Genomic DNA, 23,811 nt, shown 5'->3' with positions numbered 1-23,811 from the left:
GAAAAAAATACAACGCAATTCCTTTAGCTGTTCGCGGGAAACAAGGGGTGGCCGTTGAACGACTTGACCAAATTGCGCTTTCGGAAGGATTTGCCCTTTTATTGGAAATAGAAAAAGATGCGATTTCCGAACTCCATGCCGACAACGATTTTATCGTGCTTCACGAGCTGCCGCAGATCAAGTTGGAAAAACGAAAGGCTGTCATCGCTACCACTATAGTAATCGTTGTAATTCTTGCTGCGAGCCTTGGCCTTACCTCCATTTTGGTAAGTGCTTGGTTGGGTTGCATAGCAATGTTCGTTACCCGGGTCATCAGGATTCAAAATGCCTACAGTAAGGTCAGTTGGAAAATATTCTTCTTATTGGCAGGGCTTATTCCCTTGGGTATGGCGCTTGAAAAATCAGGCACCGGTACTCTGGTAGCCACCTTTATCACGGATCACCTGTCCATTTATGGCCCAACGGTAATCCTTTCCACCTTGTTCCTTATTACCGCCTTGCTGTCCGGGTTCGTTACCAATAATGCCGTGGCGGTACTCTTGGCTCCGATAGCCATTACCATTGCACATCAATTGCAGATAGACCCCAAGCCATTTTTATTGGCCGTCATCTTTGGGGCCAATACCAGCTTCCTGACCCCTATAGGCTATCAGACCAACACCTTAATCTATGGGGCCGGCCAGTTCAAATTCGTTGACTTTTTGAGAACTGGCGGGTTAATGACCTTATTGGTCTGGATATTGATAACGGTGTTGCTCCCACTTTTTTACTTTTAAATTTCAAGACCCTATTATTTTACCAAATATTAAGTGGCCCTATTGAAAAAATGGGACTACATCTCAATTAGAACCAATGGCGAGGTAGCCTTCAGAAGCGGCCATTGGCCGTTTAAATGGAAAGATATTAAGGACGGCAATTTTAAAGATTTTGAAAGTATATTTTAAGGCGGGATTAAATGTACTGGTTCAATTAATGGAAAACAGGTTTGTTTGGCCTTCAAAGGATATACAATTGGGATATATTAAGTCCCAATAAAGGTTCCTTTTATGGAACTCCTAAAATCTTCTCAAAAATGTCCTAATTCTCCACCCTATCATCCAAATCCAGTTTTTAGGTGTGTAAATGATATTTTTTAAAAGTCCAAATAAAGGTGAGTTTTAATAAACTTCAGAATTTCCCCTATACGAAGTAATTTGAAATTTAGTGTGAAACAGTAAAATGCTGCATTAAAAAATCAATAATACATCAACTTCTCCTTGGTAACGATATCCAAGGGCAAGCTTATGATTTTTGGCGGCACCTGGTTCATCACCAGATACCGGTATAAGCACTCGATACCTTGGTAGGCCTGTTCATCGGAACGTTGATTGATCAAAAAATCTATTTTACCGTTTTGCATGAACGCTTTGTTCTTATCCAAAAGATCGTAGCCTACTATCCTAATATTCCTTTTGTCCGAAAGGGCCTGGGCAAGCATATACGATCGGGAATTGGGCACAAAAATGCCATTTAGATCGGAAGTGGTAAGTTCGGCCTTTATTTTTTTCAATAGGTTTTTATCTTCCTGGGCAATGGTAAGGATATCAATAGTATGTGCAATATCTTCCCGACCTTTAAAATAGGAGTGGAATCCCTCGATCCTATGTTTCACATTGTAATTGGGATTTTCCGCTTTGGTCAGATTCAGGACCAAGAATGATGAAGGTGCCGTATAGCCAAAGCTTAATAGTTCTGCCGCCAATCTTCCGCTTTGGAAAGAATCTTGCCCTATATTCGAAACTGCGTTCATGGAATCTACTGTTGTTCCGATCAGCACAAAGGGTACATCCGCCTTGGCACATTCCTTTAGGAATATTTCCGTTTCCTCGTACAGTACCCTCGCCAGGACCAAGGCATCGTTTTTATCCTTAAGGGCCCGCCGACCTGCGGAAAAAAAAGATTCTTTCCGGTATTGGTCATAACTGTAGTAGTTGATTTTTAGGCCCAACGAGTTCATATCCTTGGCGGCTTTCCTTGCCCCTTTCATGGGGGTGGACCAGTATTCCTCTTTACCGTGTTCCGGCAAGAGTACCGCTATCTGAAAATTTTTGTTCAACGCTAGGTTCCGGGCAAAGGTGTTCGGCTCATAGTCGATTTCGCCCATGATTTTTTGGATGCGTTCCGTAGTGTTTTTGGAGACATCCCCCCGTTTATGTATAACCCTATCAACGGTTCCGATGGAAACGTTGGCCAATTTCGCAATTTCTTTGATCGTCGCTTTTGATTTCAATTTAAAAGTTTTTAGAGATGGTAAAAATGAGGGTTTAAAATACAAAGGGTAAAATATTTAACAAAAAATATTTTGCAAATCAAAACATTTTATCAACATTTGCCTGAACCGTTAACGCACACGGTATAAATTTACCATAAAATATTCGAAATTAAATGTCAAATTTTAAACTTTATTAAAAAGAATTCTTTCAAGATCGAAATCGATTATAAATTTTTTTGATTTTTTTCCGTGTACGCACACGGAATCCAATTATAATCGAACATTTAACTGGAACAGTAACAAAACTCTAATCAATTTGAAATGAAAAAGCAAGTAAGCAAAATCCTATTTCTTGTTTTGGCGATATCCGCACAGTGGGTCCATGGCCAATCCAAAGAAGTAAACGGAACAGTAACGGACATGTTGGAAGAACCGTTGCCGGGCGTAAGTATTGTGGAGAAAGGGACCTCCAACGGGGTAGTTTCCGATTTTGATGGCAACTATAGCATTCAAGTCTCCGGTGCTTCCTCCATCTTGGTTTTCAGCTCTATCGGATTCAAGGCGCAGGAACTACCGGTCAATGATGCCACCGAATTGGATGTCCAGCTTTCGGAAGATGTATCCGAACTGGACGAAGTTGTTTTGGTGGGTTATGGTACCCAACGAAAACAGGATCTGACGGGGGCCATTGTCTCGGCCGATCTTGAACAATTTCAGGAAGCACCGAATACGAGCATACTTCAATCCTTACAAGGTTCCCTTCCCGGAATTACTATCGGACAAACGGCAACTACAGGTGCGGAACCCAATATTCAAATCAGGGGCCGTTCTACGTTGAACGGTAGCCAAGATCCTTTGGTTGTGCTGGACGGTGTTATCTATAGAGGGCGGTTGTCGGATCTGAACCCCAAGGATATCAAATCCGTCGATGTGCTAAAAGATCCCAGCAGTAAAGCAATTTATGGAGCGCAAGCGGCTAATGGTATCGTGATCGTCAGTACCAAAAAGGGAAAGTCGGCACAAAAGCCGGTCGTCAATTATTCCACCTTTTATGCGGTTCAGACCCCAACCAATGCCCGAAGAACATTGAACAGGGATGAATATTTGACGGCAGCACGTGACGTAGATTGGCAAAATGCCTATTTAGAACCTGATTACATTCAGCCAGATCCGAATTGGACGATAGAAAACAATACCGCTTTCTTTCCGCCACTTCTCGAAGGACTTAATAATGGTACGGACTTCAATTGGTTCGATTCCTTGACCAGTCCGGGGTCTACCCAAGACCATCAATTGAGCGTAGCCGGAAGTTCCGAAAAAACCTCCTATTATATATCCGCTGGACTAACTAGTCAAGAGGGTTGGATATTGAACGATAATTACGACAGACAAACAGTGAGGGTCAACCTTGATACCAAAATTTATGATTGGTTGACCATAGGGGCGAACACTTTTGGTTCTTTCTCCGATTTCTCGGGCATGAGTCCGGCCTTATCCTCCTTGCCGCCCATGAGTCCATTGACCACCCCTCGTGACAGTGATGGAGCGTTTACAATAAATCCGTTGGGAACCTTTCTGGTAAATCCATTCTTGCAGACCACTGCCGACGATAGGGATAACCTGAACAATATTTCGGCGATATTCTATGCCTCGATCGATGTTCCCCAGATTCCGGGCCTTAATTTCAGGGTCAATTACAGTAATAATTATCGTTGGTCGTTAAGGGGCAATTCCAATATTTATGGTGCGGGATTGACCGGTAGCGCCTATAAGCAAAACGCCTCGACCCGTGATGTGCTCGTAGATAATATTCTAACATACGATAAACGCTTTGGCAAAGAGGAAAACCATGGTTTTAAAGCAACCTTGGTCGTGGGCTTTAATACGGTAGATTATGAGCAGACCAGGGCATCCGGTACGGGTTTCTCGAACCTGAACCTATCCTACAACAGTTTGGAACAGGCCGTGATACCGGAAATATCCTCCGACGCATATACAGAAAGTTATAATGCACAGACCGGCCGGATCAATTATGATTTTAAGCGCAAATATTTGTTGAGCGCAAGTTTGAGAAGAGATGGTTTTAGCGGATTTGCGGAGAACAATAAAACGGCACTTTTTCCATCGGTGGGTCTTGGTTGGGTACTTTCACAAGAAAATTTTTTAGCTGATTCCGGGTTTGTGAATAATCTGAAATTAAGGGGAAGCTACGGTAGCAATGGCAATCTTACTTCCAGGTATAGTTCATTGGCACGATTGGAAGCCCCGGAAGAGTCCAGATATGTGTTCGGCGACGGGGGAGCTACGGTGAACGGCCAGACCGTTGTGTCACTGGCAAACCCGAACCTAAAATGGGAGCGGACCAACGGTATAAACGTCGGTCTTGATTTTGGTTTCCTCGAAAATAGAATATCGGGCAATATCGATTACTATAAATCAAAGACAAAAGATCTTTTATGGGACTTTATCCTGCCCGAACTGAGCGGGTTTAGTTCCATACGCTCCAATATCGGTGAAATCGAAAATAGCGGAATAGAGGCATCGCTCAACTTTTCCCCATTCCGTTCCGAGGATTTTAATTGGGATTTTGGAATCAATTTTGCCAAGAACGATAACACGATAAATGAATTGCTGGGGGAGGACCTTAACAATGACGGAAGGGAAGACGATCTTGTGGCCAACGGCCTTTTCATCGGGGAATCGATAGGCTCTGTGTATTCCTATGTTATTGACGGTCTTTATCAAATAGGGGATACCGACATACCCGATGGATGGGCGCCAGGTCTGGAAAGATTAAGGGATCTGGACGGGGACGGAGTTATAACTCCCGAAGGAGATAGAACGATTATCGGGCGATCTGAACCCGCCTATCAATTTGGCATAAAAAATTCTATTTCCTATAAAGGATTTGGACTTAACTTTTTCATCAATTCCATACAAGGGGGAAAAGACAGCTATATTCAGGCGAACAATCCCTGGGACGATGCAAATGGAAGTTATAGTACCCCTACACAGGCACAGAGTAGCAATCGTTTTTCGGGTATCGACTACTGGACGCCCCGAAATCCAGATGCGCGGTACAAAAGCCCTGGGATCAGCACCCCTATCGGGACTTCGCCCTTTCAAGATAGAAGCTTTATCCGTTTACAGGATATATCGTTTTCATACAATCTGAAAGATGATGTCCTGGATAGGATCGGCATCCAAAATTTAAAACTTTTTCTAAGCGGCAAGAACCTGATCACCATTACCGATTGGGACGGTTGGGATCCCGAGACCGGCCTGGGTCTTGCCATTTCGGATTCAGGATTGCCCGTAATGAAAAGTTATACCCTTGGATTGGATATTTCCTTTTAACACAAAAAAATAACTCAAGATGAAATCATATATAAATAAAACAAAAGTCCTTTCATTGACATTGGTACTTTTTATTGCTTCATGTAGTGAGAGCGAATTTCTAGACGAGGAGCCGTTGGATTTTTTCGACCCTACGACTTCCTTTGTATCCGCGGAGAACTTCGAAAGTTCTTTAATCGATCTTTATGCGAAAAAAAGGGATATGCACTATGGTGGCGATGATATAACCATGCACCTTATAGCGGGAACCGATATATTCTTCAATGCAAGGGAGACTGCCGATGATAACCGCTTTGGAAGTTTTGTAAGTGTGCTGAACCCCACGAAGCAAACCCCGCTCTACTATTGGACCCGGAATTTTAAGATTATCTCCAACGCCAATACTGTAATCGCCAAATTGGAGGAATCTGAACTTGTTCCGGAAGAAAAGTTGAAAATAGAGGCCGAGGCACGACTTTTTAGGGGCCTTGCCTATCGGGACCTTGTGTATCTGTTCGGGGGCGTACCCACCGTCACGGAAGAATTAACGGAGCCAAAAACGGATTTTGTGCGCGCTGCCAAAGTGGAGGTCTTGAACCTGATTCTTGACGATGCAGAATTTGCGGCCACCATTATGCCCAACATTTCCGATGTTCAGGATGGTAGGTTGAGCAATCTGGTGGCACAGCATCTATTGGCGGAAACCTATATTTCCTTAGGTAATTATGCCGATGCCATAACGGCCGCATCCGTTGTGATCGAGGATCCGAATACCGCTTTGATGACCGAACGCTTTGGCTCGCTCTCGGGAGAGGAGGGCGATGTATATTGGAATTTGTTCAGGGTAGGAAACCAAAACAGATCAAGTGGCAATACTGAGGCCCTATGGGTCGCGCAAATGGAAGTGGATATCCCCGGAGGTCTTTTGGACGGCGGTGGAAATGCTGGGAATGTCTATGAACGTAACCATGTACCGGCTATCTGGACATTAAATGACCCGGACGGAAACAACGGATTTTTGGGGGCCCGCTCCGACGATAATGTCGGGGGAAGAGGGGTTTCCTTTGTGAGGGGCACGCCTTTAATGGAGACTACCCTTTGGCAAAGTGATTTTGACAACGATATCAGAAATTCCCAATATAATATACAACGGACCTTGGTCTACGACAATCCAGAATCTGCCTTTGTCGGACAAAGCGCCCTTGAATTTCCGGGATCCGTAATCCAGAGCGCCGATTGGCGTTGGTACCCTTGGTTGACCAAAGCAACCACCCCTGGCCAACATCCTGTGAACCTTTACAGTAATCAGGAGCTAGGCTTGTTGAACAATGGCGCGGGTTCGACCTATAGGGACCAATATTACCTTCGGTTGGCCGAAACCTACCTGCTGCGCGCCGAAGCTTATATGATGAACGGTAATCTTGACCTTGCCGCCGCCGATATTAATGTAGTCCGCGTACGATCGGGCGCCACGCTAGTTACCGCAGGTGAAGTCGATCTCGATAATATCTTGGATGAAAGAGCGAGGGAATTAGGTTATGAGGAACAACGAAGGATTACGCTGCAAAGAACTGGAAAGTTGGTCGAAAGAGTAAGGGAATACAATCCCTTCAATGCATCCGAAATTCAGGATTTTCATGGTCTATGGCCAATTCCGGCCAAGGAAATCGAGGCCAATATCAATGGCAACCTGGAGCAGAATCCCGGCTATTGATATATTCTTGAAAAGTTAGTTAGTTGAGTTAGTTTTGTTAGTTGACCTACCCCAAGGTAGTATTCCTTGGGGTTTGTTTTAAATTCAGTCCCCCAAAGGATAACTATTTCTTAACTTTTTATAACAGGGATTAAGAATACCAGACAATCTGGTCTTACCGTAAAATATAAATCTTTGGATAAACTTGCAACATTAGATTATATTTCTATAGGAATCTATCTCCTCCTGATGGCTGGCGTAGGTTTGTTTTTTGGGTGGTTCGTAAAGGATATCAAGGGATACTTCAAAGGGGGGAATACGATACCTTGGGGCATTTCCGGCATCAGCAACTTTATGGGCTCCTTGAGCACCTTTGTTTTTGTGGCCTACGCAGGAATCGCCTATGAGGACGGACTAATCGGGGTAACCGTCCTTTGGAGCGCGGTAATCCCCTTTCTTTTTGCTGCCTTGATCATTGGAAAATTATGGGTACGGTCTAGGATAATCACTCCGGTTGAATATCTGGAAACACGTTTCAATGCCAATATCAGGCAATTGTTCGGGTGGACCGGATTGGGTATGCGTTTCTTGGATAATATGGTCCGGCAATATGCAATGGGGATATTCTTGGTCACGGCGACCGACCTGAGCTTTTTCGAGGCCATTGTTTTTTCCGGGGCGATTACGACACTTTTTACGATTGTCGGGGGTGTTTGGGCTGTAGTGGTCATGGATACGCTACAGTTCGTTATCCTGATTTTTGTATCGGTCCTGCTTGTCCCATTATCTTTGGAAGCAACGGGCGGGCTGGGCACCTTGATGGATAAATTACCGGAGCATTTTGAATTTTTCTCCGGCCCGAAAGGGCAACCCTTGTGGTTGATGGTCTATTTCATAATGATTCTCTTTAAATATAATGGAAATTGGGTTTTTATACAACGCTTCTATAGTGTAAAAGATGAAAAGGCGACACGTAAACTTGGATTTTTATCGGCAGTATTGCTGTTTATTTTCCCGATAATTTTCCTGCTCCCGGCCATTGCGGCAGCTGATATTCTACCCGATTTGGCGAATCCCGAGCAGGCCTATGTGGCGATAGCCGTACATCTGCTTCCTGCCGGATTATTGGGCTTGATGATCGCCGCCATGTTCTCTGCCACCATGTCTTCGCTAAATTCTGAATTTAATGTGATGTCGGCCGTATTGACCAATGATATCTATAAACGGCTTATCAATCCGAATGCGACCGATAAGCAGTTGATTTTTGTGGCGAGACTGAATATCGTTTTAGTCGGTGCAATAGTGGTTACGGGTTCGTTGTTCGTAGGTAAATTGGGCGGTGCTTTCGAGGCGAACAAGATATTGACCGGCCTTTTTGCCATCCCGCTGGCCATTCCCTTGGTATTGGGGCTGTTGTTCAAAAAAACAAACTCGGTGGGGGCTTTCTTCACGGTCCTGGTAGGTATTTTTACCGGACTGATCTTGGCTTTGTCAAGTGATTTTCCTTGGGAATTGGCGACCCTGATACAGATCGTAAGCTGTATTGCCGTATTTTTCCTTTCCGGATTCCTTCTAAGTTCAGGGCAAAACTATCGCGTCAGGGTCAATGAGTTCTTTAAAAAAATCAATACCCCTTTGGCCCCGGATGAAATTGATACCGCGGACCCAAAGTTCCGCTTTGCTTTGGCGAATCTCTTTGCGATAGCGATTGCGGCATCGGGAATCCTGTTTTGTGCCGTGAGCCTTCCCTCGATAGGAATGGATAGCGGCAAAATAGCCTTGGCCATCGGTGGTGCCTGTATCGTATTGGCCGTACTTCTGAAATGGTTTACCACCGGAACGTTCAGATTTTCAAACAAAGCTGTAAAATGATAAGAACAACCCCTTATATCAATGAAGATTTCTTGCTGACGGATAATCTGTCGCAGTCGTTATATCATGATTTTGCCAAAAAATTGCCGATTGTCGATTTTCATAACCATTTAGATCCGTCGATGATCTCCAATGATGTCCAACCTGAGAATTTGTCCACACTATGGGTCATGGCCGATCAGTACAAACATCGGGCAATGCGGATCAATGGTATACCCGAAGAAGGCATTACCGGAAATGCCTCCGACTACGATAAATACCTGAATTGGTCCAAGACCCTTCCCAGAACCTTGGGCAACCCACTTTATCAATGGAGTTATCTCGAACTCAAACGGGTTTTCGATATTGATTCTGCCCTTAACGAAAGTTCGGCCAGGGAAATTTGGGAGGAGTGCCATAGCCAGATCGGTTCGGGCAAACTCTCTACGGTTTCCCTGTTAAAAAAATTCAATGTGGAGGCACTCTGCACTTCCGATGATTTGTTGGACGACATGTCGGTGCACAAAAAGGCATCTAAAAATGGAGCGGCCGTTTTACCCTCCTTGCGTACCGATAGCATCCTTGATCAGTCTGAGGCCTTCAATCCTTGGTGCGATATTTTGGAGGATTTGACCAAAATAAAAATCAAAGATCTGGACAGTTACGAGGCCGCCGTACAGAAAAGGTTCGACCTTTTTGAGGATGCCGGTTGCAAATTGGCCGATCAGGCCTTGGATGCCGGTTTTGAATTCAACTGGGTGGATAAGTCCAAGGCTTCAACCATTTTCGATCAATTTTTGAACGGTGAGCGTTTGACCGACATTGAGGCGGTTTCCCTAAAATCCCACCTATTGATTCTAGTGGGCAGTGCATGTTCCGAACGCAATTGGGCATTGCAGTTGCATATCGGCGCACAGCGCAAGACCAGTTCCCGATTAAAACAATTAGTAGGTGGGGCAGGTGGTTTTGCGGCGATTGGAAGCAGCACCAATATAGCGACCATAGTGGATGTTCTCGATACGATGGATAAAAACGGCAGATTGCCGAAAATCATCCTGTACAATCTGAATCCCGTCGATAATGCCGCTTTTGCTTCCTTGACCGGTTCTTTCGCTGAAGCCGGTGTTGCGGGAAAAATACAATTCGGCCCTGCGTGGTGGTACAACGACCATTATGCGGGCATCACAAATCAATTGACCGCCTTGGCGAACCATGGGCTCCTGCACAACTCCATCGGTATGACAACGGATTCCCGGAGCTTCCTATCCCTGTCGCGACACGAATATTTCAGAAGGGTTCTTTGTGAACTGCTTTCTACATGGGTCAAGAAAGGCTTGCTCCCGAACGACATTTCCATTTTAAAGGAACTGGTTAAGGATGTTTGCTATAGAAATGCAAAAAAATGGATATTGAACACTAAGCATTGAAAATTATGAAGGATAAGATCGCAGTAGTTACAGGGGCGGGGGGTACACTTTGCTCGGCCATGGCGAAGGACCTGGCCAAGCATGGGTATAAGGTCGCCCTTTTGGGAAGGACTATGGAAAAATTAAAAATCGTCGAGGAAGAAATTAAATCGGATGGCGGTGTCGCCATTTCTGTCAGTACGGATGTGGCCAACGAGGAATCGGTAAAAAAGGCCGCCGCGATAGTTCAAAAAGAGCTTGGCCCCTGCACCGTGTTGATCAACGGTGCGGGCGGAAACCAGAGTAATGCCCTCCCCGATATTCCCGAGTTCGATGAAAGGGAATTGGAAAACGACGGGGCGGTAAAGGGATTCTTTAATTTGGATATGGACGTTTTCCAAAGCGTAATCGACATCAACACCATGGGCACGGTCATTCCCTGCTTTGTTTTTGGAAGACAAATGGCCGGGCAGAAGAATGGGAACATCGTCAATTTTGCGTCCATGACCAGCTACCGGCCTATTACCAGAGTGGCGGCGTACGCTATGGCCAAAAACGGTATCGTAAGTTTTACCCAATGGCTGGCGGCTTATTTGGCTCCCGCTAACATTCGTGTAAACGCCATTGCCCCGGGCTTCTTTTTGAACGACCGCAGCCGTAAGATCATGTTCAACGATGACGGTTCGCAGACCGAGCGTGCCCAAAATATCCTGGGACAGACCCCGATAAAACGTTTTGGGGAAGCCGAGGAACTCATTGGGTGCATGAACTGGTTGATCGATGAGAAAAATGCGGGATTTGTAACGGGGATAACCGTTCCGGTCGATGGCGGGTTTCTGTCCAGTCCCGGGGTATAATAAAAAAATGAAATGAATACATATAGATTTACGTTTGTTTTACTAGTGACTCTTGCGAGTACGTTTTCATTCGGTCAGGATGTCGATTTTCCACTTTTGGGCCAAATACAATCAAGAAGTTCCCATGAAATAGAGTCGTCGAACTGGTCGTTGGGGGCGGAAACCATGGATCGCGATTTGGTCGATTTCAAAAGTTGGAAAAATCATATTGCAGCGACCGGTACGAAACAAGTCCGTTTACAGGGAGGATGGGCAAAATGCGAGAAAGAAAAGGGGGTCTACGATTTTGAATGGCTCGATGAAGTGGTTGACTTTCTTATATCACGGGATATTGAACCATGGCTCCAGACTTCCTATGGAAACCCTATCTATGAAGGCGGTGGCGGAATCCATTTAAGTGCCGGTCTTCCAACCTCGGAGGTTGCCCTAAAGGCCTGGGACAATTGGGTAAGGGCAATTGCCAAAAGGTACAGGGATCGAGTGCATATTTGGGAAATATGGAACGAACCCGACAATAAGGAAAACAATCGCCCCGAGGATTATACGAGTTTTTATATCAGAACGGCTGAAATTATTCGCTCCGAGATTCCCGATGCTACCTTATACGCCCTTTCATTGACCCGTGTCAACGAAAAGGGACAACGCTACACCGATACTTTTCTAAAGACCCTTGCCCAACAAAACAAGCTACATCTTGTTGATGAAATTACCTTGCACGGCTACACCTATAACCCATCGGACGTCTATCCCGATTATGGGAAAATGCAACGTTTGGTGATGAACTATTCCGACCGTATTACATTGCGGCAGGGAGAATTGGGATGCCCATCGGAAAATCAGCCCATAATGGCATTGAACAATTATGACTGGACGGAGCTGTCACAATCGAAATGGGCAATTAGAAAGATGATGGGGGATCTGGGCCGGGATATTCCATCGAGCTATTTTCTCATTATCGATATCGTTTATACCCATGACCATGAAAAGTTGATGGAAACCCCCAAAAGAAATACAAAGGGACTGATCAAATCAGATTTAAATAGACAGTTTGTAGCTTACAAAGAAGCGTATTACGCCTATCAGCATGTTACATCGATTTTTGACCATAGTTTGGAAAGAATTGCCAACTATCCATATACGGTAGATTCGGATACTTCGCTTTCGGTCTATGGATATCGTTCAAAAATGTTCGACAAACAGGTCGTGGCTATTTGGATGGATTCCGAGACGCCTACAAATTCCAATACCAAAACATCGATGACCTTTGAATTTCCGGCAGGCAAGTTTGAAAGCCCAGTGTATGTAGATCTGCGGACAGGAAATATTTATAATATCCCAAACGCGAACTGGAAAAAAAATGGAAGCCGTTATACCTTGACCGATATTCCTGTTTATGATTCCCCGATTTTAATTGCGGATGAGAGCTTGTTAAAAATAAAGGATAAAAAATCCAAGAAATCATGAAACAAATTATATTTCCCATTTTGTTGACCTTGTTTATTGTTTTTCAAAGCAGTGGACAGGAAATGGAAATACCTTTTCCAAATATTGGAACGATTAAACCTAGAAACGCATCCCAAATAGAATCATCGAATTGGATTATTGGCTGTGAGACCCTGGATCGGGATTATGCCGATTATGATGCCTATAAGGAATATTTGGTGCCGCTGGGGATCAAGCGGCTCAGGATTCAAACCGGCTGGGCCAAAACCGAAAAAGAAAAAGGAAAATACGACTGGGCCTGGCTGGACCACATTTTAAACGATGCGGCGGAAAGAGGGCTGCAACCTTGGCTACAACTCTCCTATGGGAATACCATTTATAATGGTGGCGGGGGAATAAACCTGGCCGGGGGCATTCCCACTTCCAAAGAGGCCTTGCAGGCTTGGGACAATTGGGTGGCGGCCATGGTAACCCGATATAAGGATAAGGTGGTAGAATGGGAAGTTTGGAACGAACCCAATTTTGGGAATTTGGAAAAAATGGCCAATGGTCCGGACTTGACCGCAGATCTCAACATTAGAACCGTTGATATCATAAAAAAAATACAGCCGGAGGCACGCGTTTCCGGATTGGCCATGGGCCATATAGACCTGGATTTTGCGGATACCTTTTTTAAGATCCTAGCGGAAAAAGGGAAGTTGGAACTGTTCGATAATATGGTGTACCATGATTATGTGTATAATCCGGATTCCAATTATCCCAAGGTGCAACAACTGAGGGATATTTTGGACAAATATGACCCCAGTATACCTTTGAGACAGGGGGAGAATGGTGCCCCCTCGCTAAAAGGGGAGGGAAGGGGCGCCATAGGGAACCATGATTGGACCGAATTGTCACAATCCAAATGGGACACGCGCCGCATGTTGGGCGATCTGGGCCACGATATTCAATCCAGTGTTTTTACTATCATTGATATCGCTTATACGGCCGGTCCGATAACCAAATTGAACGTAAAGGGGCTTATTGAATCGGATTCCACAAAAAGGGCCATTCGCCCTAAAATGGCTTACTACGCCGTTCAGAACGTAGCTTCCATATTTGACAATAGTTTGGAACGCATCAAAAACTTAGAGCAAGCAAAGGATTCCCTTGCAGAGGGAAGCGATGCCTATACCCAAAGTACGGCAACGCCTTTGTCGGTCTATGGGTACAAAAATAAAAAGAATGGCCGGTCAATTTATACCATTTGGACCAATGGCGACATCCCAAGTAACGCCACGGAAAAGGAGAATGTGGACTTTACTTTTAGTAATGCAAGTTTTGAACAGCCTGTTTATGTGGATGTTATAACCGGGGATGTCCGTAAAATTACTGCATCCCAATGGTCCAAATCCGGGAACAAGGATGTTTTCAAGAATATTCCGATCTATGATGGCCCTATTGTAATCGCGGACCAGAGCCTTATTCATATAAATCAAATCAAATAATGGCTATGAAAATCAAAAACTTCCTCTTAATTATCCTTTTTATCGTTGCCCCCTTTTGCCAAGCGCAAAATGTAGGGACATCTCCAGAATATATTAAGGCATTAACGGCCGATTGGAAAGGCGAACGATTTCCCGATGGGAGGCCCAAGGTTTCCGATGGGATGTTGGAAAGGCTGAAAAAAATTACCATTGAAGAAGCATGGGCAGAATTGATCGAGCTCGGCTACCATAACCAATTTGAGGGCGATTGGAAATTGATCGATGAAAGCGAAGAAGCAACAATGACCGGCCGGGTGGTAACGGCCCAGTTTATGCCTACGAGAACCGATCTTGAAAACCAGGTGTTGGCACAAGGTAAAGAAGAAGGGCGTGCATATGAACAAAAACGAACCGTGTCCTGGGCCATAAGCACCCTTGTAGAAGGCGATGTGTATGTGGCGGACGGCTACGGCAAGCCTTCTTATGGAACTATTATCGGTTCTAATTTGGGAAGTGGAGTGTACAACAGGACCAAGAACGGTGTGGTCTTTTACGGAAATGTCAGGGATTTGGAAAATCTTCGAAAGATTAAGGGTTTCAACGGTTGGATAAAGGGAACCGATCCGTCCTATATGCGGAAAACCATGCTTACCTCCATCAATGCCCCCATTCGTATAGGGCATGCCACTGTCCTGCCCGGGGATGCGGTTCTTGCAAAAAAGGATGGTGTTATCTTTATACCTCCTTATTTGGTGGAGCATATTGTATTGACGGGAGAGGTAACTGCCTTGTTCGATGTGTTCGGTCAACAGCGCATCAAGGAAGGTAAATATTCGGCAGGAGCGATCGATAGTGTCTGGAACGATGAAATAAAAAATGATTTTAGAAGCTGGGCGAAAGAGAATAAGGATCGTCTTCCCATGTCCTTGGAAGCCTTGGACAAATATTTGGAAAGTAGGAATTTTTAGAGTTTTTGAAATTAAAACATTACGATATGGCTTATAGAAAATTGATGATTTATGGCTGTCTGGTAGTTTTCTGGATGCTCCCCATCCAAAACATACAGGCCCAAACATCCGAAACGGTAGATACACGTCAACTGGTTTCCTCGGTCTTTGAAAAGGGAAAGGAGCATTGTGACTTTGGTTTTTATGCCGGTATATTAATGCTTCACGGTATCAGCGAGTTTGCTCTTTTAAAAGGCAATGAAGATATTTTGAAGGAAGTTGTTTCGATCTATGAAAAATTTGGAAACGGAGAGATAAAGCCAAGAGGGAATTTCATTTCCTACGATGCCGGCGGCTCGGGAGCGGCCTACCTAAGCTGGAAGGGAGCTACCGATAAGCTGGATGCCCAAGTGGCCCTTGTTGCGGAAAGAATGATGAAGGACCAGAAGAGGTCACCGGAAAATCTAATGACTTCGGTCGATTCAAAATATGAGCTGGGACAGGTTTTTATTGATATAGCATTTGCCGTGACGCCCTATCTGTTGTACTCCGGACTTAAATTTGAAAAACCGGAGTATGTCGATTTTGCCGTGTTCGAAACTTTGGAGCTGTTTAAGATCCTGAGGGATGAAAAAACGGGACTTGTCCATCAGGCACGCGGATATCAGGGTTTGGGAAAAGTCACCGAGGATTGTTGGAGCAGGGGAAACGGCTGGGGCGCTTTTGCATTGGCAATATTGGTAAGGGATTTGCCCAAGTCCCATCCTAAATATAAAGAAGTGGCGGCTTTGGCGAAGGAGTTTTTTACGGCGGTAATCAAGTTTCAGGACGAGCAGGGGCTTTGGCATCAAGAAATGACGGAACCTTCCTCCTACGTAGAAACTTCGGGCAGTGGCCTGTTGCTTTACGGTCTGGGATTGGTCCTGGAAGATGGACTGATCGATAAAAAATATGAAAAAAACTTTGAAACTGGGATCGAAAACTTGACCTCCTATATTGGCAGTGATGGGTCCGTAACCCATGCCACCTTCAGTTGTCGTGCCGTAAATAACGGTACCAAAGAAGATTACATCAACCATCCCTGGGTATATAACGATCATCACGCTTTTGGGCCGGTAATCCTGGCGTTGGCCCAAGCTGCCAAGATGGGGATGGGTACCATACATACCGCCCAAAAATTAGGGGAGTTTTGTATTGCGGATTCTCCAAAAGTACCCCGGACCTATGTAAAATATGCGAGAGGTAGTGACATGGCATGGGAGAACGATCGGATTGCTTTTAGGGCCTTTGGACCAACTGTCCGGGGCAAAGTGGCCAATGGGATCGATGTTTGGGCCAAGTCCGTGGATTATCCCATTTTGGATAAGTGGTATAAACTGAACGATGCCGGAAAGGACTACCATGTGGACCGTGGGGAAGGTGCCGATTTCTATCACATGGGCCAAAGAACGGGTTGCGGTGGTTTGGCCATTTGGATAGATGGAAAGCCCTACGCCCCGGATACTTTTGATGGCCATAGGATCATTAAGAACCAAGATGACGGAATTGAATTCGATCTGAATTACAACACTTGGAATGTCCCGGGAATGGAATTAAAGGAACATAAGAAAATTCGAATGGAAAAGGGAAGTAACCTTTTTAAGGTGACAAGTACTATTCGTTCGGAGGAAGAGAAGGAGATAACCGTCGCTATAGGGCTATCCACTTTTGGCAAGGCAAAAATTTTCCAGAACAAGGAAAAGGGGGTTCTGTCATATTGGGAAGATATGGGGTCCGGTCATGGTCACTTGGGAACCGGAATTCTGGTAGACCCCGACAGTTTTGCCGGATGGGCCTCCTATGACGGTGATGAGTTCATTCTGATCAGGACAAAGACCAACGAGCCCTTTTCGTATTACGCGGGAGCAGGTTGGGACAAGAGTACTTATTTCAAAAAACAAAATGATTGGGAGAAATACCTAATAGGTTTTCGCTCATCAAAGTAAGAACAAAAAGTATCAAGAAACATTAATAGAAAAAACCATGAGCGTAGAAGATTATAAAAAGGAAGTAGGAATGATGAACCTCGAGAAATTGATCGAGGTTAGGGAAAGTATATCCAAGAAGGAATTTCCCATTCCGGACAAGGAATTGCTACAAAGGTACGATCAGATATATACAGGGGCCATCAATGATGTGCTTCGCGAATTCACCTTGCTGAACCAAGCCTTGCCCATTCGCATAAAACCCCTACGGGAATATAGGACCATTGCCGGGTTTGCTTTTACCGTAAAAAGTTCTACCAGCACCAAGGTAAGTGGGGAAATGGAATTCCGTACGAAAATGTTGGACGAAATGCACGAGGATGCCTTTGTGGTATACGACACCAGTGGGGACGAGGAATCTACCTCATGGGGCGGGGTTATGACGGCCACAGCTAAAGGCAAGGGGGTAAGGGCCGCTTGTTTGGACGGAGGCATAAGGGATACCCATCAGATTTTGGAGGCCGATTTCCCGGTGTTTTATAAATATAAGTCCTCCAACGGAAGTTTGGGACGCTGCCTGATCACCGATTACCAGGTGCCCATACAGATCGATAAATGTTTTATAAAACCCGGGGACATCATTATGGGCGATGTGGACGGGGTGCTTTGCGTTCCCAGGGACATTGCCTATGAGGTGCTTGTAAGGGCGGAGGAAATCAAGGAAAATGAAAAGAAGATCTTTGGTTGGGTCAAAGAAGGCCAGTCGGCCAAGGATATTTCGGACAAGGGCGGTTACTTTTAAGTAAAGCCCTCGATTCCCAAAGGGTGAGCGACACTGACCTTCATGTTTTTCCCTACAAGCAGAAGCCAATAGGTCTAAAACGAATGCTAAATTGTTGAACAAATGAAACTCTCTTATCTCTTTTTTGGCAATACGCCCGATGAAAAATGGCAGCTTTGCAAGCAAATGGGCATAGATTATGCCATTGCGAAACTGGCCCCGGAATTAACGGGGCAGCCCACCATCGACGATTATGATTCCTTTGCCCGATCCAAGGCGATATTCGGGGAACATGGGTTTCAGTTATATGGTCTAGAGGGAGATCAGTTCGATATGCACCGAATCAAACTCGGATTGCCCGGCAGGCAGGACGATATTGAAAAATATCAAAAAATGCTGGAGAACATGGGGCGTTTGGGTGTTCCCCTGCTCTGCTACAATTTTATGGCGACGGGCTGGTACCGTACCCACCATGAAATTTCCGAACGTGGCGGTGCGATTGTCAGCGGGTTTAATTATGAGGCATCAAAAAAGGAACCGACCTCGCAATGGGGTACATTTTCGAAAAACCAGATTTGGGACAATTACGAATGGTTCATTGAGCAGGTCATGCCCGTTGCGGAGGCCAATAACGTGAAAATGGCATTGCATCCGGATGATCCACCGATAAGTCCGGTCAATGGGATTGCGCGTATTTTAACTTCTGCCAAAGCGATGGATAGGGCACTTTCCTTTACGGATAGTCCGTCCCATGGACTGACTTTTTGCCAGGGCACCTTTACCACCATGAATGAAAACGTCGAGGAAATGGCTAGAAAACATGGTAAAAACGGTAAGATCTTTTTTGTTCATATCAGGGATGTAAGAGGCACACCGGAAGATTTCAGGGAAACTTTTCACGATAATGGGCCGACCGATATGTTCAGGATGATCCAAGCCTATAAGAAGGTCGGTTTTGAAGGCCCTTTACGTTCGGATCACGTGCCGACAATGGCCGGGGACGATAGTAAAAATGTCGGTTATGGGATGAAAGGCAACCTTTTTGGTGTTGGCTATATAAAAGGGTTGATGCACGGTTGTGGTATTGAAATTTCTTAAGATCAATTGAATTGTATCAAACCCGAAAAAATGAAAAAGGTCAATATAATATTTGGTTTACTTCTTTTCCTGATTTGCAACAGCAAACTGCAAGGTCAATCTAATGACAGCAGGTATTTTACGGGAAAAAATCGTGATGGGATAAGGGAAAAAATATCCGTGGAAAACAAATATCTTCAAAAGGCACAACGAAATATAGAACTTTTGCGAAAGGGAAATGCTTCATTGTCCTTTGTTGATGCTAATGGCAACCCCATAAAAAACCTGAAAATAGAATTGAAACAGATTAGCCAGGACTTTTTGTTCGGAAATCTTAGCGAGGAAGTAGTAGACCTTCCACCTGATGAGGCCAAAAAGTTTGAGGAGCGGTTCACGGCTCTTTTTAATTTTACCGAACTAACGGTCAAATGGCAGCCCTATGAACCGAGACAAGGTAGGCCGGAATGGCAAAAGCTCCAAAAAAAATTGGATTGGTGCAAGAAAAACGGCATAACCCCTAAAGGACATGCGCTGGGGTGGACACACAGGGCAGGAACTCCCGATTGGTTGTTAAAATTGCCTGTGGAAACGGCGAATGATTTGTTCAAGGCGAGAATTCAAAATCTCGTTGGGGGATTCAAAAACCAAATAAGGTCGTGGGATGTGGTAAATGAACCTGTCAATACCATTCCCTGGGAAATGGCTTTAAAGGATACTGTTTCCGAGGAAGCCAAGATAGATGACGGTTCAAGATATGATACTAAAAATATCAGTGTACATCAAACCCTGCCCTGGGTCGCAAATTCATATCGGTGGGCGGCCGAAGCAGATAAAAACGGCGAGTTTATCCTGAATGAGTTCTATCTGATTGCCAAACCTGATATCCGTGAAAAATTTTATCGATTAATGAAGGAACTGCAAAGGAAAAATATTCCCGTGACCGGAATTGGCATCCAGGCCCATGAACCAAGGGATATGTGGTTTTCTCCAATAGAACTTATAAAAACCTTTGATAGGATGAACGAACTTGGATTACCGCTCCATATTACCGAATTTATCCCGCAATCGTCCGGAAATCCCATTACCGGGGATTGGCGAAAGGGAATATGGAGCGAGGAGGCCCAAGCGGACTATGCCGAGCAATTTTACACCTTGGCATTCGGGTATCCGTCCATGGCATCAATACATTGGTGGGGACTTTCAGACAAAAATATTTGGTTAAAAGGGGGTGGGTTAGTGGATGAGGCCTACAATCCGAAACCGGTCTACGATAGACTGATCAAACTAATAAAACAGGACTGGATGACCAAAGATTTAAAGTTGAGCACAAATCGCAAAGGTGAAGCTTCCTTTCGTGGGTTTTATGGGAATTACCAATTAACGGTCACCCAATCCAACGGAAATGAGAAATCGTTCCGTGTACATCTAGGAAAAGGCACGGACACCAATTTTGAGTTTCAGTTGGATTAACCTACGTTAAAACACACAACAGATCACTTATTTACCCGAGAATAACTATCCATTTAAAACTTTGATTTATGAAAACCCTTCTCCTAAAAAGATGTTTGCCGATTGCAATTTTACTTTTCTCTTATAACACATCGGCACAATTCATAGTTACAGCTCCCGATCGGGTAAAAACCCCTTTAAAGGTCGACATGAAATATATTGGTACAATAGTACCAAGATCGACCAAAGAAATTGCATCGTCCAGAATAACCGTAGGAACCGAAACACTGGATCGGGACCATGTGGTTTGGGACAATTACAAAGCTTATCTACCTCCTTTGGGAGTAAAAAAAATAAGATTACAGGCTGGATGGGCGAAATGTGAAAAAGTAAAAGGGGAGTATGATTGGACATGGCTGGATGAAATCGTCGATTATGCCGTTGCCCATGATATAGAGCCATGGTTGCAAACCTCGTATGGAAACCCAATTTATGAAGGTGGCGGCGATATAAACCTATTAAATTCATTAATGACCTCTGAAGAGGGTTATAAAGCTTGGGACAAATGGGTTGCAGCATTGGTAAATCGATATAAAGATCGGGTTGCTGAATGGGAAATATGGAACGAACCTGATTTAAATGGACATATAGACCCCGTTACGACAGCAAAATTGAATTTGCGCACGGCGACTATTATAAAAAAAGCACAACCTGAAGCTAGAATTGCCGGATTGGCATTTGCCTCCAATAGCGACAAGGAATATTTGGATACGTTCTTAAAGGTTATATCTGACGCAGGTAAACTGGACTTGTTCCATTGGATTACCTATCATAGTTATACTATGAGGCCGGAAGACGCCTATACCAAGAAACGTGTACTTGGTCTTCGGGAGGTGATCAGAAAATATTCCGACAAATTATTGTTGCGCCAAGGAGAAAATGGCGCTCCGTCCACCTATATTCCCAGTTTTGCCCTTTCCAAATACTATTGGACCGAGTATACCCAAGCTAAATATGATATGCGGCGGTTATTGGGCGATCTGGGCCACGATATTGAAACATCGGTATTTACCATTATAGACATATATTATAATTGGGGCGATAGGGCCGTTTTAAACACCAAAGGATTGATTCAGTCCGATACTACTATGGCGGCCATAAGGCCTAAAGTGGCCTATTATGCCGTTCAGAACATAGCCTCCCTATTCGATGATAGCCTAGTGCTCGACCCGGAATTTGGCTATTCCGCTTCGCCCGGCAACTCGATGTCCGTGTATGGATATGAGGACAAAAACACCGGTAAGAAGTTGGTAGCACTTTGGCTGGATGGCCAAAATGTCACCAATTCCTTTGAAACCGCTCCAATCGAAATAACCTTCGAAAACACGGACTTCAAAACTCCGGTCTGGGTGGATCTGATGACGGGAAAAACATATGATATTTCCAAAGATCACTGGAAAAATAGCGGAACCGGTACCGTTTTTAATATCCCCATATATGATTCGCCGGTATTGATCGCCGAAAAATCGTTATTACATACACAAAAGTAGAACCGCACAAATCAAACTATGAGAGCCCAAAATTTTGTTGTTAACATAATCGTATTGGCAAGCCTATTACTCCTTGCCATCTCTTGCAAGGATGCGCCGGATAAGCAAAAGGAAGTTTCAGATAAGAATCCCTTGAAAGACTCCCTCCTGGTCTATAAGCCCTATTCGCCACAACCGACAGATCGGACCATTTCAAGATCGGACTACAAAGAGAAGCTGTACGGGTTTTGGTTGGGTCAATGTATCGCCAATTGGACGGGCCTTGTCACCGAAATGGACAAGATAGGTGGGGGCGGTAAAGATGGTAAGGCCGCCGGTTTTTACACGAGGGAAAATTGGGGCAAAGCCGACCATCCCAATCTATGGGGCATAAATAATTTTTCGGATACCATTACTTATTTATATGCGGACAGGGACAGTATTTGGGGAGCGGACGATGATACCGACATAGAGTACATATATCAGGATCTTTTATACCGGAACCAAACAAGTGTTTTAACACCCGAACAGATAAGGGATGGTTGGTGGAAACATATTCGGCCAGAGGAAGAAAATTTCCTTTGGGTAAGCAACCAAACGGCATTTACGTTGATGCAAAAAGGGATATTGCCACCCCATACCGGCAGTCCGGACCTTAATAAGCATTATGATATGATCGACGCAGAGCTTACGACCGAAATATTCGGTTTTTTTGCACCTACCCGTCCGGAGATTGCATTGAAAATGGCGCATTTGCCTATACGGACCACTGCCAGAAAAAATGCCGAATGGATTGCCGAATTCTACGTCATAATGTATTCGTTGGCACCGATGGCCGATAAGGAAATGTCCACAAAGGAAAATCTTGAATGGATTGCCACTGAGGCCCGTAAGCGTTTGCCAAACGACTCGTACTCCGCAAAAATGTACGATTTTGTACAAGAACAGTATAGATCCGGGGTTACTTGGGAGGAAGCTAGGGACGCGCTTTACGAAAAATATCAGGTTCGGCAGGAGGATGGCTATATGTGGGCAACAAAGGAGACCTCATGCAATGGCTGTTTTGCGGCGGGCATCAATTTTGGGGCGAGTATAGTGAGCTTGCTGTATGGGGAAGGCGATATAAAAAAAACTATAAAGATCGGCGCTCTCGCGGGTTGGGATTCGGACAATCCAACGGCCACTTGGGGAGGCCTTTTAGGTTTTATGCTTGGTAAGGGGGGAGTTGAAAAAGCTTTTGGACACGAATTTTCCGAGAAATTCAATATTCATAGAACTAGAATCGGTTTCCCGAACAATGGTATCGATACATTTGACAACATGGCCAAAAAAGGAATCTTCATTATAGATAGGGCGGTACAGGACCAGATGGGAGGTGGGATTGATTTGGAAAATGACATTTGGTATATTTCAGAAACAGACGTTATCATAGAATCAGGTAGTTAATTTCAAGATGTTGCAACTATTGAAAATCTAAACGAACACTTGAACAATTATCGATTAATATATGTGTCAGATTAAAAACCTCCCACTACTTTCAAAATTGGACGTGAGAACCTCAGTGAAATTGCAAGCTTAGGTTATATTCTACATGTAAGGAACTTGCCACTTGAATTAAGGTAGGGCTTGCTGATTTTCGTAAGGATTATAAACTTTAGGCCGCTACGGTTCGGTACGCATTTCGGCGACCATTTCCGATCGGTGCAAAAACCTTGCTCAAGAGCCCTTTCATGACGCCGGGAAATTCCCCATAACGGAACA

General features: G+C 44.5%; 16 protein-coding genes. 15 read left to right on the top strand and 1 reads right to left on the bottom strand.

Features of this window, described 5'->3' with window-relative positions; translation table 11 throughout:
- Positions 1 to 776, top strand: a 776-nt coding sequence (locus ACEW8S_RS04785) for an SLC13 family permease (protein WP_373517041.1), incomplete at its 5' end; no start/stop codon positions are given.
- 458 nt (positions 777 to 1,234) lie between these two features.
- Here ACEW8S_RS04785 and ACEW8S_RS04780 read toward each other — a convergent pair.
- On the bottom strand, positions 1,235 to 2,269 hold the full coding sequence (locus ACEW8S_RS04780; RefSeq protein WP_373517040.1) for a substrate-binding domain-containing protein: 1,035 nt from the start codon (positions 2,267 to 2,269) through the stop codon (positions 1,235 to 1,237).
- Positions 2,270 to 2,572: 303 nt separating this feature from the next.
- Between ACEW8S_RS04780 and ACEW8S_RS04775 the strand changes: the two genes are divergently transcribed.
- The 14 genes from ACEW8S_RS04775 to ACEW8S_RS04710 all read left to right on the top strand — a co-directional run bounded on the left by ACEW8S_RS04775 (position 2,573) and on the right by ACEW8S_RS04710 (position 23,496).
- Positions 2,573 to 5,608 (top strand): SusC/RagA family TonB-linked outer membrane protein, encoded by a 3,036-nt coding sequence (locus ACEW8S_RS04775; protein ID WP_373517039.1) that lies wholly within the window; start codon positions 2,573 to 2,575, stop codon positions 5,606 to 5,608.
- A gap of 19 nt (positions 5,609 to 5,627) precedes the next feature.
- Positions 5,628 to 7,301, top strand: a complete 1,674-nt coding sequence (locus ACEW8S_RS04770; protein ID WP_373517038.1) for a RagB/SusD family nutrient uptake outer membrane protein — start codon at positions 5,628 to 5,630, stop codon at positions 7,299 to 7,301.
- 174 nt (positions 7,302 to 7,475) lie between these two features.
- A complete protein-coding gene (locus tag ACEW8S_RS04765) occupies positions 7,476 to 9,152 on the top strand; it encodes a sodium/solute symporter (RefSeq protein ID WP_373517037.1) in 1,677 nt (558 codons plus the stop codon).
- Positions 9,149 to 10,558, top strand: coding sequence for a glucuronate isomerase (gene uxaC, locus ACEW8S_RS04760; RefSeq protein WP_373517036.1), 1,410 nt, complete (start codon positions 9,149 to 9,151; stop codon positions 10,556 to 10,558). The genes ACEW8S_RS04765 and uxaC overlap by 4 nt, the downstream gene beginning before the upstream one ends.
- A 5-nt stretch (positions 10,559 to 10,563) precedes the next feature.
- Positions 10,564 to 11,394, top strand: coding sequence for an SDR family NAD(P)-dependent oxidoreductase (locus tag ACEW8S_RS04755; protein WP_373517035.1), 831 nt, complete (start codon positions 10,564 to 10,566; stop codon positions 11,392 to 11,394).
- Between the two features lie 12 nt (positions 11,395 to 11,406).
- Positions 11,407 to 12,858, top strand: coding sequence for a beta-galactosidase (locus tag ACEW8S_RS04750; protein ID WP_373517034.1), 1,452 nt, complete (start codon positions 11,407 to 11,409; stop codon positions 12,856 to 12,858).
- Positions 12,855 to 14,324 carry a hypothetical protein gene (locus tag ACEW8S_RS04745; RefSeq protein ID WP_373517033.1) on the top strand — a complete coding sequence of 490 codons (1,470 nt, stop codon included), beginning with the start codon at positions 12,855 to 12,857 and terminating at the stop codon, positions 14,322 to 14,324. The genes ACEW8S_RS04750 and ACEW8S_RS04745 overlap by 4 nt, the downstream gene beginning before the upstream one ends.
- 5 nt (positions 14,325 to 14,329) lie before the next feature.
- A complete protein-coding gene (locus tag ACEW8S_RS04740; RefSeq protein ID WP_373517032.1) occupies positions 14,330 to 15,271 on the top strand; it encodes an RraA family protein in 942 nt (313 codons plus the stop codon).
- A 26-nt stretch (positions 15,272 to 15,297) separates the two neighbouring features.
- Positions 15,298 to 17,235 (top strand): DUF4861 family protein, encoded by a 1,938-nt coding sequence (locus tag ACEW8S_RS04735; RefSeq protein WP_373517031.1) that lies wholly within the window; start codon positions 15,298 to 15,300, stop codon positions 17,233 to 17,235.
- 37 nt (positions 17,236 to 17,272) lie between these two features.
- Positions 17,273 to 18,016, top strand: a complete 744-nt coding sequence (locus tag ACEW8S_RS04730) for an RraA family protein (protein WP_373517030.1) — start codon at positions 17,273 to 17,275, stop codon at positions 18,014 to 18,016.
- Between the two features lie 102 nt (positions 18,017 to 18,118).
- Entirely contained in the window at positions 18,119 to 19,093 is a 975-nt protein-coding gene (locus ACEW8S_RS04725; RefSeq protein WP_373517029.1) for a mannonate dehydratase, read from the top strand.
- Positions 19,094 to 19,123: 30 nt separating this feature from the next.
- Positions 19,124 to 20,542: an endo-1,4-beta-xylanase gene (locus tag ACEW8S_RS04720; RefSeq protein ID WP_373517028.1), complete on the top strand. Its 1,419-nt coding sequence runs from the start codon at positions 19,124 to 19,126 to the stop codon at positions 20,540 to 20,542.
- Positions 20,543 to 20,610: 68 nt separating this feature from the next.
- Entirely contained in the window at positions 20,611 to 22,071 is a 1,461-nt protein-coding gene (locus ACEW8S_RS04715) for a hypothetical protein (RefSeq protein ID WP_373517027.1), read from the top strand.
- Between the two features lie 18 nt (positions 22,072 to 22,089).
- The gene (locus ACEW8S_RS04710; RefSeq protein WP_373517026.1) at positions 22,090 to 23,496 is read left to right on the top strand and encodes an ADP-ribosylglycohydrolase family protein; all 1,407 of its coding nucleotides are present in this window, start codon (positions 22,090 to 22,092) and stop codon (positions 23,494 to 23,496) included.
- The last annotated feature ends 315 nt before the right edge of the window (positions 23,497 to 23,811 follow it).

Source organism: Pricia sp., from assembly GCF_041745955.1.
In the GTDB taxonomy this organism is placed as follows: domain Bacteria; phylum Bacteroidota; class Bacteroidia; order Flavobacteriales; family Flavobacteriaceae; genus Pricia.
The sequence above is the reverse complement of the archived record's forward strand: the minus strand, read 5'-3'. Positions and strand labels throughout refer to the sequence as shown.

What these genes read in the sequence shown, in the direction of transcription:
- ACEW8S_RS04775 (WP_373517039.1), top strand. Translation starts at nt 2,573, where the DNA reads ATGAAAAAGCAAGTAAGCAAAATCCTATTTCTTGTTTTGGCGATATCC.
- ACEW8S_RS04770 (WP_373517038.1), top strand. Translation starts at nt 5,628, where the DNA reads ATGAAATCATATATAAATAAAACAAAAGTCCTTTCATTGACATTGGTA.
- uxaC (WP_373517036.1), top strand. Translation starts at nt 9,149, where the DNA reads ATGATAAGAACAACCCCTTATATCAATGAAGATTTCTTGCTGACGGAT.
- ACEW8S_RS04755 (WP_373517035.1), top strand. Translation starts at nt 10,564, where the DNA reads ATGAAGGATAAGATCGCAGTAGTTACAGGGGCGGGGGGTACACTTTGC.
- ACEW8S_RS04750 (WP_373517034.1), top strand. Translation starts at nt 11,407, where the DNA reads ATGAATACATATAGATTTACGTTTGTTTTACTAGTGACTCTTGCGAGT.
- ACEW8S_RS04745 (WP_373517033.1), top strand. Translation starts at nt 12,855, where the DNA reads ATGAAACAAATTATATTTCCCATTTTGTTGACCTTGTTTATTGTTTTT.
- ACEW8S_RS04740 (WP_373517032.1), top strand. Translation starts at nt 14,330, where the DNA reads ATGAAAATCAAAAACTTCCTCTTAATTATCCTTTTTATCGTTGCCCCC.
- ACEW8S_RS04735 (WP_373517031.1), top strand. Translation starts at nt 15,298, where the DNA reads ATGGCTTATAGAAAATTGATGATTTATGGCTGTCTGGTAGTTTTCTGG.
- ACEW8S_RS04730 (WP_373517030.1), top strand. Translation starts at nt 17,273, where the DNA reads ATGAGCGTAGAAGATTATAAAAAGGAAGTAGGAATGATGAACCTCGAG.
- ACEW8S_RS04725 (WP_373517029.1), top strand. Translation starts at nt 18,119, where the DNA reads ATGAAACTCTCTTATCTCTTTTTTGGCAATACGCCCGATGAAAAATGG.
- ACEW8S_RS04720 (WP_373517028.1), top strand. Translation starts at nt 19,124, where the DNA reads ATGAAAAAGGTCAATATAATATTTGGTTTACTTCTTTTCCTGATTTGC.
- ACEW8S_RS04715 (WP_373517027.1), top strand. Translation starts at nt 20,611, where the DNA reads ATGAAAACCCTTCTCCTAAAAAGATGTTTGCCGATTGCAATTTTACTT.
- ACEW8S_RS04710 (WP_373517026.1), top strand. Translation starts at nt 22,090, where the DNA reads ATGAGAGCCCAAAATTTTGTTGTTAACATAATCGTATTGGCAAGCCTA.